The 13,909-nt window shown below is 67.8% G+C and carries 14 protein-coding genes; all 14 read right to left on the reverse strand.

What is annotated here, in order from left to right; all coding sequences use genetic code 11:
• Positions 1–341: 341 nt before the first annotated feature.
• The 14 genes from FUT87_RS18165 to rpsB all read right to left on the reverse strand — a co-directional run bounded on the left by FUT87_RS18165 (position 342) and on the right by rpsB (position 13,601).
• Positions 342–947, reverse strand: a complete 606-nt coding sequence (locus tag FUT87_RS18165; RefSeq protein WP_147241935.1) for a lipid-A-disaccharide synthase — start codon at positions 945–947, stop codon at positions 342–344.
• Between the two features lie 18 nt (positions 948–965).
• Entirely contained in the window at positions 966–1,757 is a 792-nt protein-coding gene (lpxA, locus tag FUT87_RS18170; protein ID WP_147241936.1) for an acyl-ACP--UDP-N-acetylglucosamine O-acyltransferase, read from the reverse strand.
• 38 nt (positions 1,758–1,795) lie between these two features.
• Positions 1,796–2,251 (reverse strand): 3-hydroxyacyl-ACP dehydratase FabZ, encoded by a 456-nt coding sequence (gene fabZ, locus FUT87_RS18175; protein WP_091722999.1) that lies wholly within the window; start codon positions 2,249–2,251, stop codon positions 1,796–1,798.
• Positions 2,248–3,309 (reverse strand): UDP-3-O-(3-hydroxymyristoyl)glucosamine N-acyltransferase, encoded by a 1,062-nt coding sequence (lpxD, locus tag FUT87_RS18180; RefSeq protein ID WP_147241937.1) that lies wholly within the window; start codon positions 3,307–3,309, stop codon positions 2,248–2,250. Before lpxD ends, fabZ begins: the two co-directional genes overlap by 4 nt.
• 2 nt (positions 3,310–3,311) lie before the next feature.
• Positions 3,312–3,821, reverse strand: a complete 510-nt coding sequence (locus FUT87_RS18185) for an OmpH family outer membrane protein (protein WP_091722990.1) — start codon at positions 3,819–3,821, stop codon at positions 3,312–3,314.
• Complete coding sequence (gene bamA, locus FUT87_RS18190) at positions 3,821–6,124, reverse strand: outer membrane protein assembly factor BamA (RefSeq protein ID WP_147241938.1); 2,304 nt, start codon at positions 6,122–6,124, stop codon at positions 3,821–3,823. The genes FUT87_RS18185 and bamA overlap by 1 nt, the downstream gene beginning before the upstream one ends.
• Before the next feature lie 9 nt (positions 6,125–6,133).
• Positions 6,134–7,504: an RIP metalloprotease RseP gene (gene rseP, locus FUT87_RS18195; protein WP_147241939.1), complete on the reverse strand. Its 1,371-nt coding sequence runs from the start codon at positions 7,502–7,504 to the stop codon at positions 6,134–6,136.
• Between the two features lie 54 nt (positions 7,505–7,558).
• Positions 7,559–8,767, reverse strand: a complete 1,209-nt coding sequence (ispC, locus tag FUT87_RS18200; RefSeq protein ID WP_147241940.1) for a 1-deoxy-D-xylulose-5-phosphate reductoisomerase — start codon at positions 8,765–8,767, stop codon at positions 7,559–7,561.
• 19 nt (positions 8,768–8,786) lie between these two features.
• Entirely contained in the window at positions 8,787–9,620 is an 834-nt protein-coding gene (locus FUT87_RS18205) for a phosphatidate cytidylyltransferase (protein WP_147241941.1), read from the reverse strand.
• Between the two features lies 1 nt (position 9,621).
• Positions 9,622–10,353, reverse strand: a complete 732-nt coding sequence (gene uppS / locus FUT87_RS18210; protein WP_255511904.1) for a polyprenyl diphosphate synthase — start codon at positions 10,351–10,353, stop codon at positions 9,622–9,624.
• Positions 10,354–10,366: 13 nt separating this feature from the next.
• Positions 10,367–10,927 carry a ribosome recycling factor gene (frr, locus tag FUT87_RS18215; protein WP_091722973.1) on the reverse strand — a complete coding sequence of 187 codons (561 nt, stop codon included), beginning with the start codon at positions 10,925–10,927 and terminating at the stop codon, positions 10,367–10,369.
• 94 nt (positions 10,928–11,021) lie between these two features.
• The gene (pyrH, locus tag FUT87_RS18220; protein ID WP_091722969.1) at positions 11,022–11,732 is read right to left on the reverse strand and encodes a UMP kinase; all 711 of its coding nucleotides are present in this window, start codon (positions 11,730–11,732) and stop codon (positions 11,022–11,024) included.
• Positions 11,733–11,839: 107 nt separating this feature from the next.
• Entirely contained in the window at positions 11,840–12,736 is an 897-nt protein-coding gene (gene tsf, locus FUT87_RS18225; RefSeq protein ID WP_091722965.1) for a translation elongation factor Ts, read from the reverse strand.
• Positions 12,737–12,854: 118 nt separating this feature from the next.
• Positions 12,855–13,601: a 30S ribosomal protein S2 gene (gene rpsB, locus FUT87_RS18230; RefSeq protein ID WP_091722962.1), complete on the reverse strand. Its 747-nt coding sequence runs from the start codon at positions 13,599–13,601 to the stop codon at positions 12,855–12,857.
• Positions 13,602–13,909: the final 308 nt, after the last annotated feature.

Raw genomic sequence — 13,909 nt, forward strand, 5'->3', positions numbered from 1 at the left:
ACGCCGGCCACCAGGCCAGCGCGCACACGCCGTGATAGGCGGAGAGCCGACGCGCCGCGCGCGGCGCGATGCGCAGCACCTCGCCCAGCGCGAGCCAGACGATGCACGCGACGGTATCGATGACGGCGATCACCATCAGCAGCGTGGCGGCGTCGAGCGGCGGCATGCGGGTCATCTTCGCAGGGCGATGCGCGGCGCACCATCGCGCCGTCGTCACCGGCCCCGGCTTCCTCTCCCAGGGACGAAGCGCCCCACGGCGCCCCGCGTGGAACGGGGCAATCGGCGTGCGGGCCGCGCCCGGTCAGGGTGACCGACGGGCGCTCGCCGGTGTTCCGCGGCGCTCAGCGGCGCTCGACCAGCACCGGCGTCAGCGACATCGCGGTGCGCACCCGGTCGGCGGCGGCGCGCGCGTCCTCGCGGGGCGGCTCGAGCGGGATCTGGTCCGCGAGCGGGTGACCGACGTAGGTCGCCGGGATGCCGGCCTTGGCCAGGATCTCCGGTTCGAACGGGAACAGGCACAGCACATGGTCCGCGCTGCGCTTGATCGTGGTGACGCGCTCCGCGCGCCAGGCCCAGATCGACGGGCAGACGAAGTGCACGGTCTTGATGCCGGCTTCGCGCAGCCGCTGCTCCAGGCCGAAGTTGAAGTCCGGCGCGTCAACGCCGACGAACACCGACGGGCGCTCCGCCAGCAGCCGGTCACCGAGCTGGCGGCGGATCGCCAGCAGCTCGCGGACGTTCTTGATCGCGTCCCAGTAGCCGAAGATCGACAGCTTGTGGCTGGGCCACCAGGCGTCGAAGCCCTGCGCCTGCATCTTCGGCCCGCCGATGCCTGCGGCGGTCAGGCCCGGCCAGCGCGCCTTCAAGCCCTGCAGCAGCAGGCTCGCGAGCAGGTCCCCGGAGGCCTCGCCGGCCACCAGGCCCAGTCGAGGATCCGTGGAGGTCATGTCATGCGTCCGGGCCGATCAGCGGACGAGGCCGCGCTTGGCGCCGGCCAGGAAGTCCAGCATCACCTGGATGTCGCGGATGGACTCCGCGTCCTGGCCTTGCTTGAGCGCCTCCAGGTTGGCCACCGACTGCTCCAGCGTCGTGCCGTCGCGGAACAGCAGCTTGTGGACCTGGCGGATCACGCCCAGCCGGTCATTGCTGAAGCCGCGGCGGCGCAGCCCGGTGAGGTTGACCGCCCGCACCGTCAGCGGATTGCCGTCGACGGTCATGTACGGGGCGACGTCCTGCGCGACATGCCCCTGGAAGCCGATCATCGCGTGCGCGCCGACATGCACGAACTGGTGGACGCCGGTCAGGCCGCCGATGGTCGCCCAGTCGCCGACATGGACGTGGCCGGCCAGCGTGGCGTTGTTGGCCAGCACGCAGTGGTCGCCGACGATCACGTCATGCGCCAGGTGTACGTAGGCCATGATCCAGTTGTCCGAGCCGACGCGGGTGACGCCCTGCTCCTTGAAGGTGCCGGTGTTGAAGGTGCAGAACTCGCGGATCGTGTTGCGATCGCCGATCACCAGCTCCGTCACCTCGCCGCCATGGCTCATGTCCTGCGGCATCGCGCCGATCGACGCGAACTGGAAGATGACGTTGTCGCGGCCGATCGTGGTCCTGCCCTCGACGAGGGTGTGCGGACCGATGCGCGTGCCCGCGCCGATGCGCACCTCGGGGCCGATCACCGCGTAGGGACCGACCTGGACGGTGTCGTCGAGCTGCGCCTTCGGATCGACGATGGCGGTGGGATGGATCTGGGCCATGGGCGTGAGGAGGCTGCGGGAACGGGGTGGACGCCGGATCAGCAGTCCAGCTTGCGCATCGTGCACATCAGGCCGGCCTCGGCCACGATGTCGGTGCCCACCAGCGCCTTGGCGCCGAACTTGTAGATGCCGGCCTTGGCGCGGTCCAGCGTCACTTCCAGGATCAGCTGGTCCCCCGGCTCCACCGGGCGCTTGAAGCGGGCGTTGTCGATGCCGGCGAAGTAGACGACATGGTTCTCGTCCAGCGTGAAGTTGTAGCTCTCCACCGCCAGCAGCGTCGCGGCCTGCGCCAGCGCTTCCAGGATCAGCACGCCCGGCATCACCGGCCGGTGCGGGAAGTGGCCCAGGAAGAAGGGCTCGTTGATGCTGACGTTCTTGATCGCGCGGATGCGCACGCCCTTCTCCACCTCCAGGACGCGGTCCACCAGCAGGATCGGGTAGCGATGGGGCAGCTTCTCGAGGATGCCGTGGATGTCGATGCGGGTCTCGTTCATGTCGTCTTCTTTTCCAGGGCTCGCACGCGCTGGCGCAGCTCATAGAGCCCGCGCAGCGCGGCGGCGTTCTTCTGCCAGGACGCGGCGTCCTCGAAGGGCCACATGCCGGCGTAGGCGCCGGCCTTGTCGATGCTGTTGCTGATGTTGGCCGTCGGGCCGATCTGCACGCCGTCGGTGATCTTGATGTGGCCGTTGATGCGCGCCGCGCCGGCCACGATGCAGTTCGCGCCGATCTCGGCGCTGCCCGCGATCGCCACGGCGCCGGCGATGGCCGTGCCGCGGCCGATCTTCACGTTGTGGGCGATCTGGACGAGGTTGTCGATGATCACGCCGTCGGCGATCACCGTGTCGCCCAGGGCGCCGCGGTCGATGCAGGTATTGGCGCCGATCTCCACGCCGTCGCCGATGCGCACCGCGCCGAGCTGCTCGATCTTCACCCACTCGACGCCGGCGGCGCCCTTGGTGGGCGCGAAGCCGAAACCGTCGGCGCCGATCACCACGCCGCTGTGCACCAGCGAGTGGGCACCGATCACGCAGTCATGGCCGAACACCACATGGGGTGCCAGGCGCGTGTGCGCGCCAACGCGGGCGTCCTGTTCGACGATGGTGTGCGCGCCGATGCGGGCGCCGTCGCCCAGCACCGCGCCGGATTCGATCACCGCATGCGGGCCGACCTCGACGTCGCGGCCCAGGGTCGCATCCGCCGCGACGGTGGCCGTCGGATGGATGGCCGGCGCCGCGCGCGGCTTGCGCATGTTCGCGGCCCACCACTGGGTCAGGCGGGCGAAATAGAGGTAGGGATCCGGCGCGACGATGCAGCAGGCGGTCGAGCCATCCCCCCGACGCGCCGCGGCGGCCTCGGCCAGCTTGGGCGACACGATCACGCAGGCCGCGCCGGTCGTGGCGAGCTGCGATTCGTACTTCGGATTCGAGAGGAAGGCGATCGCGTCCGCGCCGGCCTCCTCCAGGGGCGCGATCGCGCCGATCGCCACATCGGAGGCACCAACAAGATCGCCGCCCAAGGCGGCGATCAGATCCGAGACCACAAGCTGTTTCATGGTCACTTCTGTGCGTTGAGCTGGTCGATCACCTTCTTCGTGATGTCCACGCGGGGGCTGGCATGGATCGCATCCTGAACGATCAGGTCGTACTTGTCATCCTCGAAGATCTTCTTGATGACCTTGTTGGCTTTCTCGATCACCGCGGAGAGTTCCTCGTTCTTGCGCTGGGCAACGTCCTCGTTGAACTCGCGGCGCTTGCGCTGCAGGTCGCGGTCCTGCTCGATCAGCTCGCGCTGGCGGCGGCCCCGTTCGGCTTCGCTCAGCGCGGGGCTGTCCTTGTCGAGCTTCTCGGCGGCGCCGCGCAGCTTGGTCTCCAGGTCCAGCAGGGCCTTTTCGCGGCGGCTGAACTCGGCCTGCAGCTTGGTCTCGGCGGCCTTGGCCAAGTTGGTCTCGCGCAGGATCCGCTCGCTGTTGACGTAGCCGATCTTGACTTCCTGGGCTTGCGCGCCCAGGGTCGTCGCACCCGCCAACAGGACGGTGGCGACGATCTGCGACAGCTTGCTCTTCATCAGAATGCAGTCCCGATCTGGAATTGGAATCGCTCGATTCTATCCGTGGACTTCTTGCGGATCGGCGAGCCATAGCTCAGGCGCAGCGGGCCCATCGGCGACAGCCAGCTGATGCCCACGCCGGCCGAGGCCCGGACGTCCTGGAAGTTCAGCTTCTCGTCCTGCCCCCAGACATTGCCGGCGTCGAGGAAGCCGAACAGGCGGAAGCTCTTGTCGTTGCCGGAGCCCGGCACCGGGACGTAGAACTCGGTGTTCAGGTTGAACTTGCGGTTGCCGCCGGTGTAGGAACCGGTGACGTCGACCGGACCCAGCGTGCCGGGCTCGAACACCCGCACCGAGCCCAGGCCACCGCCGTAGAAGTTCTTGAAGATCGGATACGGCCGGCCGCCCAGGCCCTTGCCGTAGGCGAATTCGCCGTTGATCATCAGCGAGAACTTGCGGCCCAGCGGGAAGAACTCCTGGTACTGCAGGTTGGCGATCGTGTAGCGCGAGTCGCCGACCGGGCTCATTTCCAGGTTGACGCGCTTCATCGCACCGGCGGTCGGCGTGATCACCGAGTCGCGGTTGTCCTTCTTCCAGCCGATCGTCAGCGGGATGGACATCGCCGAGGCGCCGAACTGCTCGCGGAACAGCCAGTAGCTGTTGGGCAGGCCGGTGCGCGTCGTGATGCGCGTCGTCTCGTAGCCGATGCCGAAGAACACCGTGTCGTCTTCGGAGAACGGCACGCCGAACTTGACCGAGCCGCCGTACGAGGCGAACTCGTATTCCTCGCCCAGGTTGTTGATCGGCTTGACGGTGCGGTAGAACACGTCGATCGCGCGCGACACGCCGTCGACCGTGAAGTACGGGTCCACCGTCGTCACGCCCAGCGAGCGACCGGTGCTGGCGGTGTTGACCTGGATGCCCAGGTAGTTGCCGGAGCCGAACACGTTCTCCTGCGAGATCGAGCCGGACAGCGACAGCTTGCTCGCGCTCGAGTAGCCGGCGCCGATCTGGATGTTGCCGGTCGGACGCTCGGTGACGGTCAGTGTGACGTCAACCTGGTCGGGCGAGCCCGGCACCTCGGTCGTGTCGATGGTGACGTCCTTGAAGTAGCCCAGGCGCTCGACGCGGTCGCGCGAGGCCTTGATGCGCGCGCCGTCGTACCAGGACGATTCGAACTGGCGGAACTCGCGACGGATGACCTCGTCGCGGGTGCGCGTGTTCCCGGAGATCAGCACGCGGCGCACGTAGACGCGGCGCTGCGGCTCGCCCACCAGCGTGACGGTGACCTGGCCGGTGGCGCGGTCGATCTCGGGCCGGCTCTCGACGCGGGCGAAGGCATAACCGAAGGTGCCGTAAAGGTCCTGGAAGTTGCGCGTCGTCTGCGCCACCGCCTCACCGTTGTAGGGCTGGCCCGGCTTGAGCGCGACCAGGCGCTTGAACTCCTCCTCGCGTCCGAGGAAGTCGCCTTCGAGCTTGATGCCGTTGACGGTGTAGGGTTGGCCTTCGCTGATCGTGATCGCGACGCTGATGCTCTGCTTGTCCGGCGAGATCGTGACCTGCGTCGACTCGACGTTGAACTCCAGGTAGCCGCGGTTCAGGTAGTACGAGCGGATCGTCTCCAGGTCGGCGTTCAGCTTGGCGCGGGAATAGCGGTCGGTCTTGGTGTACCAGGTCAGCCAGCCGGAGGTGGTCTGCTCGAGCAGGCCGGTCAGCGTGCTCTCGCTGAAGACCTTGTTGCCGAGGATGCGGATCTCGGCGATCTTGGCCGGCTCGCCCTCGGTCACCGAGAAGCTGACGTTGACGCGGTTGCGCTCGATCGGGGTGATCGTCGTCGTGACCTCGGCGCCGTACAGCGAGCGGGTCAGGTATTGCCGCTTGAGTTCCTGCTCGGCGCGGTCGGCCAGCGCCTTGTCGAAGGGCTTGCCTTCGCCGATGCCCACGTCCTTCAGCGACTTGGTCAGGGCCTCGGTGTCGAACTCCTTGAGGCCAACGAAGCTGACGTTGGCGATGATCGGGCGTTCCTCGATCACGATGACGACCGCATCGGTGTCGAGGTTGATCCGCACGTCCTTGAACAGGCCCGTCGCGAACAGCGCGCGCAGCGCGGCGGCGCCCTTCTCGTCGTTGTAGGTGTCACCGATGCGGAAGGGCAGCGCCGCGAAGACCGTGCCCGGGTCGGTACGCTGCAGGCCTTCGACGCGGATGTCCTTGAGTACGAACGGTTCGGCGGCCCAGGCGGAACCGGCGTGCAGCGCGGTGGCCAGCACCGCCAGTTGGATCACGTGGGGGCGCAGGGCGTCGGGCAGGAATCGGGACATGCGGAAGCTTCAGTGCAGACCCAGCGTGCGGGTCAGATCGTTGAAAAGGGCCAGGCTCATCATCAGCAGCACGACGGCGATGCCTGCACGTTGCAGCTGCTTGTGCCACCACTCAGAGACAGGGCGGCCGCTCAAACCCTCGAAAAGATAATACATCAGGTGTCCGCCATCGAGCATCGGCAGCGGCAGCAGGTTCAGCACCCCGAGGCTCACGCTGACCGCCGCGAGGAAACTCAGGAACGCCGTCAGCCCGAGGCTCGCCGACTGGTCCGCGGCCTTGGCGATCGTGAGGGGGCCGCTGAGGTTCTTTACCGAAGCTTCACCCACCAACATGCGGCCCAGCGTCTTCACCGTCAGCGCGCTGAGCTCCCAGGTCCGGGTCAGGCCTTGCCTCACCGATTCGACGGGGCCGTAGTGCACGGTGACCAACGCCGGCCGGGCATCGAAGCCGGCGCCGATGCGCGCGACGCGCTGGTCGCCGGCGATCTCGACGCGCGGCGTGACCACCCGCTCGAGCTGCTGGCCGTCGCGAAGGACCTGCAGTCTGAGCGGCTCCGCCTGGTTGTCGACCACCGCGCGGCGCACGCGCTGGATGAACCAGGCGACATCCGGCACCGGCTCGTCATTGACACGCAGCACGCGATCCCCGGGCAGCAGGCCGGCGGCCTCGGCGGGCTCGCCCGGGACCATGCGCCCCAGCACCGGCTCGACGAACACGCCGCCCAGGCCGATGCGGCCCATGGTCTTCTCGTCGAAGTCGCGGCTCTCCAGCGTGTCGGTCTCCAGCCGGACCGTGCGGCGGCCATGACCGGCCGCGTCGCTGACGCTCAGCAGCAGCGGCCGCTTGTCGGCCACCGCCTGCGCCAGCTGCCAGCCGAAGTCCGGCATTGAACGAACGTCCTCCCAGTCCTCGCCATCGGAGGACCAGGCCTGCACCAAGTCACCGGCGCGCAGGCCGGCGCGCTCGGCAAGACCTCCGGCCACCGGCGAACCAAGCAGCGCCTTGGGCTCCTCTCGCCCGATCCAGCCGACCGCCGCGAACAGCAGCACCGCCAGGATCAGGTTGGCGGCCGGGCCCGCGGCGACGATGGCCGCGCGCTGCCACAGGGATTTGCGATTGAAGGCCTGCGACTGCTCGCCCGGCGCCACCGGGCCGTCGCTTTCATCGAGCATGCGGACATAGCCGCCGAGCGGGATGGCGCTGAGCGTGAACTCGGTGCTGTCCGGCGACTTGCGCCGACGCAGCAGCACGCGGCCGAAACCGACCGAGAAGCGCAGCACCTTGACGCCGCAAGCGCGGGCGACGCGATAGTGGCCCCACTCGTGGATCACGATCAGGATGCCCAGCGTGACGAGGAAATAGAGGACTTGGGAGAGCATCGCGGGCGTCCTGGATCGAAGGCGGGATCGGTGTGGCGACCGGTGACGGAAGGGTCAGACCGCAGCGGCGAACGCCGCGATCCGCTGCCGGGCGTGCCGGCGGGCCCGGGCATCGAGCGCCAACAGGCCTTCGACGCTGTCGACCTCGCCGGCCTGCGGCATCACCGCCTCAAGCGCGTCGCGGTTGACGCGGCAGATGTGATCGAAGCGCAGCTGACGGTCCAGGAAGGCGGCCACCGCCTCCTCGTTGGCCGCGTTCAGGACCGCAGTGCTGCCCTCGGCCGCCCGCAGCGCCTGCCACGACAGGTGCAGGCCGGGGAAGCGGACCGCGTCCGCCTCCTCGAAGGCCAGGCTGGGGGTCTTGAGCAGGTCCAGCAGCCCGGCGCCCGACTCGACGCGCTCGGGGAAGGCCAGCGCATAGGCGATGGGCACCCGCATGTCGGGCGTGCCGAGCTGCGCCAGCACCGAGTGGTCGCGGCAGACCACCATCGAGTGCACGATGCTCTGCGGGTGGATCAGGACCTTGATCTGCTCGGGCTTGAGGTTGAAGAGCCAGCGCGCCTCGATGACCTCGAGCGCCTTGTTCATCATCGTGGCCGAGTCCACCGAGATCTTGCGGCCCATCACCCAGTTCGGATGCGCACAGGCCTGCTCCGGCGTGACATCGGCGAGCGAGGCCGGATCACGCTGGCGGAACGGACCGCCGGACGCGGTGAGCACGATGTGGTCGATGCGCTGGGACCAGGTCGACCGGTCCTCGGGCAGGCACTGGAAGATCGCCGAGTGCTCCGAGTCCACCGGCAGCAGCGTGGCGCCGCCCTGCTCGACCGCCTGCATGAACAGCGCGCCGCCGAGCACGATGGCTTCCTTGTTGGCCAGCAGCAGCCGCTTGCCCGCGCGCGCCGCGGCCATCGCTGGCGGCAGTCCGGCCGCGCCGACGATCGCCGCCATCACCGCGTCCACCTCGGGGTGGGCGGCGATCTCGCTGAGCGCGGCCATGCCGTCCAGCACCTCGGTGCGCGAGCCGGCTTCGCGCAGTCTCGCGCGCAGCTGCGCCGCCAGCGCGGCATCCGGCAGCACAGCGAAACGCGGCTGATGCTGCAGGCATTGGGCCGCCAGTTCGTCGACGCGACTCATCGCCGACAGCGCGAAGACGCGGTAGCGGTCGGGATGACGCGCGATCACGTCCAGCGTGCTGGTGCCGATCGATCCGGTGGATCCCAGCACGCAGACCTGCTGCGGACGTTGGAAGGTGGAGCTCATCGCTGGGAAATCCGCGGTATCAGAGGGAGGTCAGCGCCAGCGCCAGCGGCAGGACCGGCAGCAGCGCGTCGACACGGTCGAGCACGCCGCCATGGCCGGGCAGCAGCTGGCTGCTGTCCTTGGCGCCGGCGGCCCGCTTGACCAAGGATTCGAACAGGTCGCCGACGACGCTCATCGCCGACAGGAAGACCAGCGCCAGCAGCGACACCAGGCCCAGCCGCTGCACCAGCACGGTGTACATCGAGGGGGAATCCACCGGCAGGCGCAGGTCGATCACATGCACCCAGACGACGCCCAGGACGATGACGCCGACCAGGCCGCCGATCGCGCCTTCCCAGCTTTTGCCCGGGCTGATCGCCGGCGCCAGCTTGCGACGGCCGAAGGTCTTGCCGGCGAAGTAGGCGGCGACGTCGGCCATCCAGACCAGGCACATCGCCGACAACAGGAAATTGATGCCGCGCTGGCGCGCGACGACCAGCGCCAGCCAGGCCGCCCATAGCAGCACCGCCCCGAGGAGCAGCCGCAGCGCCGGCGACAGTCTGGGCCAGCCGGCCACGCCGACGGCCAGCGCGCGCACGCCGCCGAGCACCCACAGCCCGCCCGCCAGCCACCAGCACCAAGCCGGCACCTGGAAGCCGACGACGTAGAACGTCGCCGCGCAGGCCGCCGCCAGCGCGGCGCCGAACACGAGCGCCGGAGCGCCGGGCTTGCCGTTCAGCCGCGACCATTCCCACCCGGCCGCCGCGATCATGACCAGCGTCAGCAGCGCGAACCACATCGGGTTCGACGCGAACAGCGCCGGCAACAGGATCGCGAGCAGGACCAGGGCCGTGATCACGCGCTGAAGCAGCATTTCAAGCCTCCTGGGCAACGCCCGGCACGTTGACGCCACCGAAGCGGCGGTCGCGCGCCCGGAACGCGGCGATCGCCTCGTCCAGTTGCGCTTCGCCAAACTCCGGCCACAGGCAATCGGAGAACACGAACTCGGTGTAGGCGGTCTGCCAGAGCATGAAGTTGCTGATGCGCAGCTCGCCGCCGGTGCGGATGAACAGGTCGGGGTCCGGTGCATAGCTCATCGCCATGAACTCGGAGAGCTTCGCCTCGGTCAACTCGGCCGGTTGCACGCCGGCCTCCATCGCCTTGCGGCAGGCCTGGACGATGTCCCAGCGGCCACCGTAGTTGAACGCGACGTTCAGCGTCAGCTTGCTGTTGTGGGCGGTCGAGTTCTCGGCCTCGGCCCAGGCGGCCCGCAGCTTGTCGGACACCGCCTCGCGGTCGCCGACGATGCGGATGCGCACGCCCATCGCGCCCATGCGCGCCAGGTAGCGGGACACCGCCGCCAGCACCAGGCCCATCAGGCCGGACACCTCGTCGCTGGGCCGCTTCCAGTTCTCGCTGGAGAAGGCAAAGACGGTGAGGTACTCGATGTCGCGGTCGATGCAGGCCTGCACCACGCGCACCAGGGCGTCCACGCCCTGCTTGTGGCCGAAGAAGCGCGGCAGGAAGCGCTTCTTCGCCCATCGACCGTTGCCATCCATGACGATGGCCACATGGCGGGGCACACCCGCCTTGCTGTCGGCGCTCACAAGGACGCGACGATCAGACGGCCATGATCTCGGCTTCCTTGGCCGAGAGCAGCTTGTCGATCTCGTTGACGACGCGGTCGGTCAGCTTCTGGACCTCGTCCTGGCTGCGACGCTCGTCGTCCTCGGTGATGAGCTTGTCCTTGGCCATCTTCTTGGCCTGCTCGTTGGCGTCGCGGCGCAGGTTGCGCACGGCGACCTTGGCATCCTCGGCGGCGCCCTTGGCGACCTTCACCAGATCGCGGCGGCGCTCTTCCGACAGCGGCGGCATCGGCACGCGGATCAGGTCGCCCTGCGACGACGGGTTCAGGCCCAGGTCGGATTCGCGGATGGCCTTCTCGATCTTCTGGCCCATGCCCTTCTCCCAGGGCTGCACGCTGACCGTGCGGGCGTCCAGCAGCGTGACGTTGGCCACCTGCGAGATCGGCACCATCGAGCCGTAGTAGTCCACGTGCACCTGGTCCAGCAGGCCGGGGTGGGCGCGACCGGTGCGGATCTTCTGCAGTTCGTTCTTGTAGGCCTCGACGGACTTGGCCATCTTGGCTTCGACGTTCTTCTTGATGTCGGCGATGCTCATGTTCTTTTCCTCGGATCAAAGGGTCGAGCGGGATCGGCGGAGCAGGATCCGCTCCCGGTGGAGCGGCGATCCGGACTCCAACGCGCGAGCCGCCTCAGACGTGCACCAGGGTGCCTTCGTCCTCTCCCATCACGACGCGCTTGAGCGCGCCCGGCTTGAAGATCGAGAACACCTTGATGGGGAGCTTCTGGTCACGGCACAGCGCGAACGCGGTCGCGTCCAGGACTTGCAGGTTCTTGCTGATGGCCTCGTCGAAGGTGATGCGGGCGTAGCGCGTCGCGGTCGGGTCCTTCTTCGGGTCGGCGGTGTAGACGCCGTCCACCTTGGTCGCCTTGAGCATGATCTCGGCGCCTACTTCCGCGCCGCGCAGCGCGGCGGCCGTGTCGGTCGTGAAGAAGGGGTTGCCGGTGCCGGCGGCGAACACGACGACCTTGCCCTCTTCCAGATACTGCAGCGCCTTGGGGCGCACGTAGGGCTCGACGACCTGCTCGATCGCGATCGCCGACATGACGCGGGCGGTCATGCCTTCCTGGCGCATCGTGTCGGCCAGGGCCAGCGAGTTCATCACCGTCGCCAGCATGCCCATGTAGTCGGCCGTCGCGCGGTCCATGCCCACCGAGCCGCCCGCCACGCCGCGGAAGATGTTCCCGCCGCCGATGACGACCGCGACTTCGACGCCGAGCTTCGTCACTTCCTGGATTTCCTGGACCATGCGCACGATGGTCGCGCGATTGATGCCGTAGGAGTCGTCGCCCATCAGGGCTTCACCGGAAAGCTTGAGCAGGATGCGTTTGTGGGCGGGCATTGTTACCTCGTCAATACAGCCGATAGAGAGAGTGTCGTGCGTGCGCCTGCATGCGCAAGCGCACAAGTGTAAAGGGCGCCAGAGGCGCCCTTTTTGAGTCGCGATGCTTATTGCTGCTTGCTCGCGGCCGCCACCTGGGCAGCCACTTCGGCGGCGAAGTCGTCGACCTTCTTCTCGATGCCCTCGCCCACCACGTACAGGGTGAACGACTTCACCGTCGTGGCCTTCTCCTTGAGCATCTGGGCGACGGTCTGCTTGCCGTCGGCGGCCTTCACGAAGACCTGGTCCAGCAGCGAGACTTCCTTCAGGAACTTCTGCACCGAGCCCTCGACCATCTTGGCGACGATCTCGGCCGGCTTGCCGGATTCGGCGGCCTTCTCGGCGGCGATCTTGCGCTCCTTCTCGACCAGCTCGGCCGGGACTTCGGCGGACGACAGCGCAGCCGGCTTCATCGCGGCGACGTGCATCGCGACGTCCTTGGCGGCGACTTCGTCACCCTCGAACTCGACGATCACGCCGATGCGGGTGCCGTGCAGGTAGGACGCCAGCTTGGCGCCTTCGTAGCGCTTGAAGCGGCGGATCGTCATGTTCTCGCCGATCTTGCCGATCAGGCCCTTGCGCACGTCCTCGACCGTCGGGCCGAAGCCTTCCTGCGACAGCGGCAGGGCGGACAGGGCGGCGATGTCGGCGGGGTTGTTCTCGGCGACCAGGCCGGCCAGCGCGTTCACGAAGGCCAGGAAGGCGTCGTTCTTGGAAACGAAGTCGGTTTCGCAGTTGACTTCGATGACGGCACCGGCGGCACCCTTCACCGCGGCGGCGACGACACCTTCGGCGGTGATGCGCGAGGCGGCCTTGCCGGCCTTGTTGCCCAGCTTGACGCGCAGGATCTCTTCCGCGCGGGTCATATCGCCGTCGGCCTCGGTCAGGGCCTTCTTGCACTCCATCATCGGGGAGTCGGTGCGGGCGCGCAGCTCGGCGACCATGCTTGCGGTAATTGCTGCCATTTCAATCTCCGTGTGTCGCGGCCCGGAACGACCCGGCGCCGCGGAATTCTGAATCTGGTTGGACGAAGGGGGCTGAATCAGCCCCCTTGTCATGTCCCTTGAGGGCTTCGGGCCTGGATCAGGCGCCTTCGTTCACTTCCACGAACTCGTCGCCTTCGGCGGCGACGGCCTGGACGACTTCGTTCGTCGAGTTGGCACGGCCTTCCAGCACGGCGTCGGCGACGGCCTTGGCGTACAGGGCGACCGCCTTGGCCGAGTCGTCGTTGCCAGGGATGACGTAGTCGATGCCTTCGGGCGAGTGGTTGGTGTCGACGACGCCGATGACCGGGATGCCCAGCTTCTTGGCTTCGGCGACGGCGATCTTGTGGTAGCCGACGTCGATGACGAACAGGGCGTCAGGCAGCGCGGCCATGTCCTGGATGCCGCCGATGTTCTTTTCCAGCTTGCTGATGTCGCGCTGGAACATCAGGGCTTCCTTCTTGATCGCGGGCTGGGTGCCGGCGTCGATCTGGCTCTGCATGTCCTTGAGCTTCTTCAGCGAGGTCTTGACCGTCTTGAAGTTGGTCAGCGTGCCGCCCAGCCAACGCTGGTTCACGCTGGGCACGCCGGCGCGCTCGGCTTCGGCGGCGACGATGTCACGGGCCTGGCGCTTGGTGCCGACCATCAGGATCGTGCCGCGCTTGGCAGCGAGCTGGCGCACGAACTTCAGGGCTTCCTCGAACGCGGGCAGCGTCTTCTCGAGGTTGATGATGTGGATCTTGTTGCGATGGCCGTAGATATACGGGGCCATCTTGGGGTTCCAGAAGCGGGTTTGGTGACCGAAATGGACGCCGGCTTCCAGCATCTCACGCATCGTGACGGACATAAGTACTCCGAAGGTTGGTTCTAGAATCCGGCACGAATTGCGACGTCTGCTTGTACGTTGCAACACCTTGATTCGCCGGATCCGCGAATTTGCGACGTGCGACAAGGACTTGGATCCTCCGCCTGCACACCGCGTTCCCGCCGGATTCCAGCCCCCTTGGCTGGGTCGTCCGGCAAAAACCCGAAGAGTATAACCCGTTTTGGCATGCCGATCGACTTGACCGACGCGCTGGCGTCCCTGCGCGAGGGCCGCCAGTCGGCCGCCGCCCTGCTCGCCACCAACCTGGCCCGCGCCGACGCCCCGGCCTG

This window comes from Mitsuaria sp. TWR114 (assembly GCF_007997345.1).

Excerpts from the sequence above, each read along its gene's own strand:
- lpxD (WP_147241937.1), bottom strand. The coding sequence starts at position 3,309 with ATGAAACAGCTTGTGGTCTCGGATCTGATCGCCGCCTTGGGCGGCGAT.
- FUT87_RS18185 (WP_091722990.1), bottom strand. The coding sequence starts at position 3,821 with ATGAAGAGCAAGCTGTCGCAGATCGTCGCCACCGTCCTGTTGGCGGGT.
- rpsB (WP_091722962.1), bottom strand. The coding sequence starts at position 13,601 with ATGTCCGTCACGATGCGTGAGATGCTGGAAGCCGGCGTCCATTTCGGT.
- lpxA (WP_147241936.1), bottom strand. The coding sequence starts at position 1,757 with ATGGCCCAGATCCATCCCACCGCCATCGTCGATCCGAAGGCGCAGCTC.
- FUT87_RS18165 (WP_147241935.1), bottom strand. The coding sequence starts at position 947 with ATGACCTCCACGGATCCTCGACTGGGCCTGGTGGCCGGCGAGGCCTCC.
- fabZ (WP_091722999.1), bottom strand. The coding sequence starts at position 2,251 with ATGAACGAGACCCGCATCGACATCCACGGCATCCTCGAGAAGCTGCCC.
- rseP (WP_147241939.1), bottom strand. The coding sequence starts at position 7,504 with ATGCTCTCCCAAGTCCTCTATTTCCTCGTCACGCTGGGCATCCTGATC.
- ispC (WP_147241940.1), bottom strand. The coding sequence starts at position 8,767 with ATGAGCTCCACCTTCCAACGTCCGCAGCAGGTCTGCGTGCTGGGATCC.
- FUT87_RS18205 (WP_147241941.1), bottom strand. The coding sequence starts at position 9,620 with ATGCTGCTTCAGCGCGTGATCACGGCCCTGGTCCTGCTCGCGATCCTG.
- frr (WP_091722973.1), bottom strand. The coding sequence starts at position 10,927 with ATGAGCATCGCCGACATCAAGAAGAACGTCGAAGCCAAGATGGCCAAG.
- tsf (WP_091722965.1), bottom strand. The coding sequence starts at position 12,736 with ATGGCAGCAATTACCGCAAGCATGGTCGCCGAGCTGCGCGCCCGCACC.
- pyrH (WP_091722969.1), bottom strand. The coding sequence starts at position 11,732 with ATGCCCGCCCACAAACGCATCCTGCTCAAGCTTTCCGGTGAAGCCCTG.
- bamA (WP_147241938.1), bottom strand. The coding sequence starts at position 6,124 with ATGTCCCGATTCCTGCCCGACGCCCTGCGCCCCCACGTGATCCAACTG.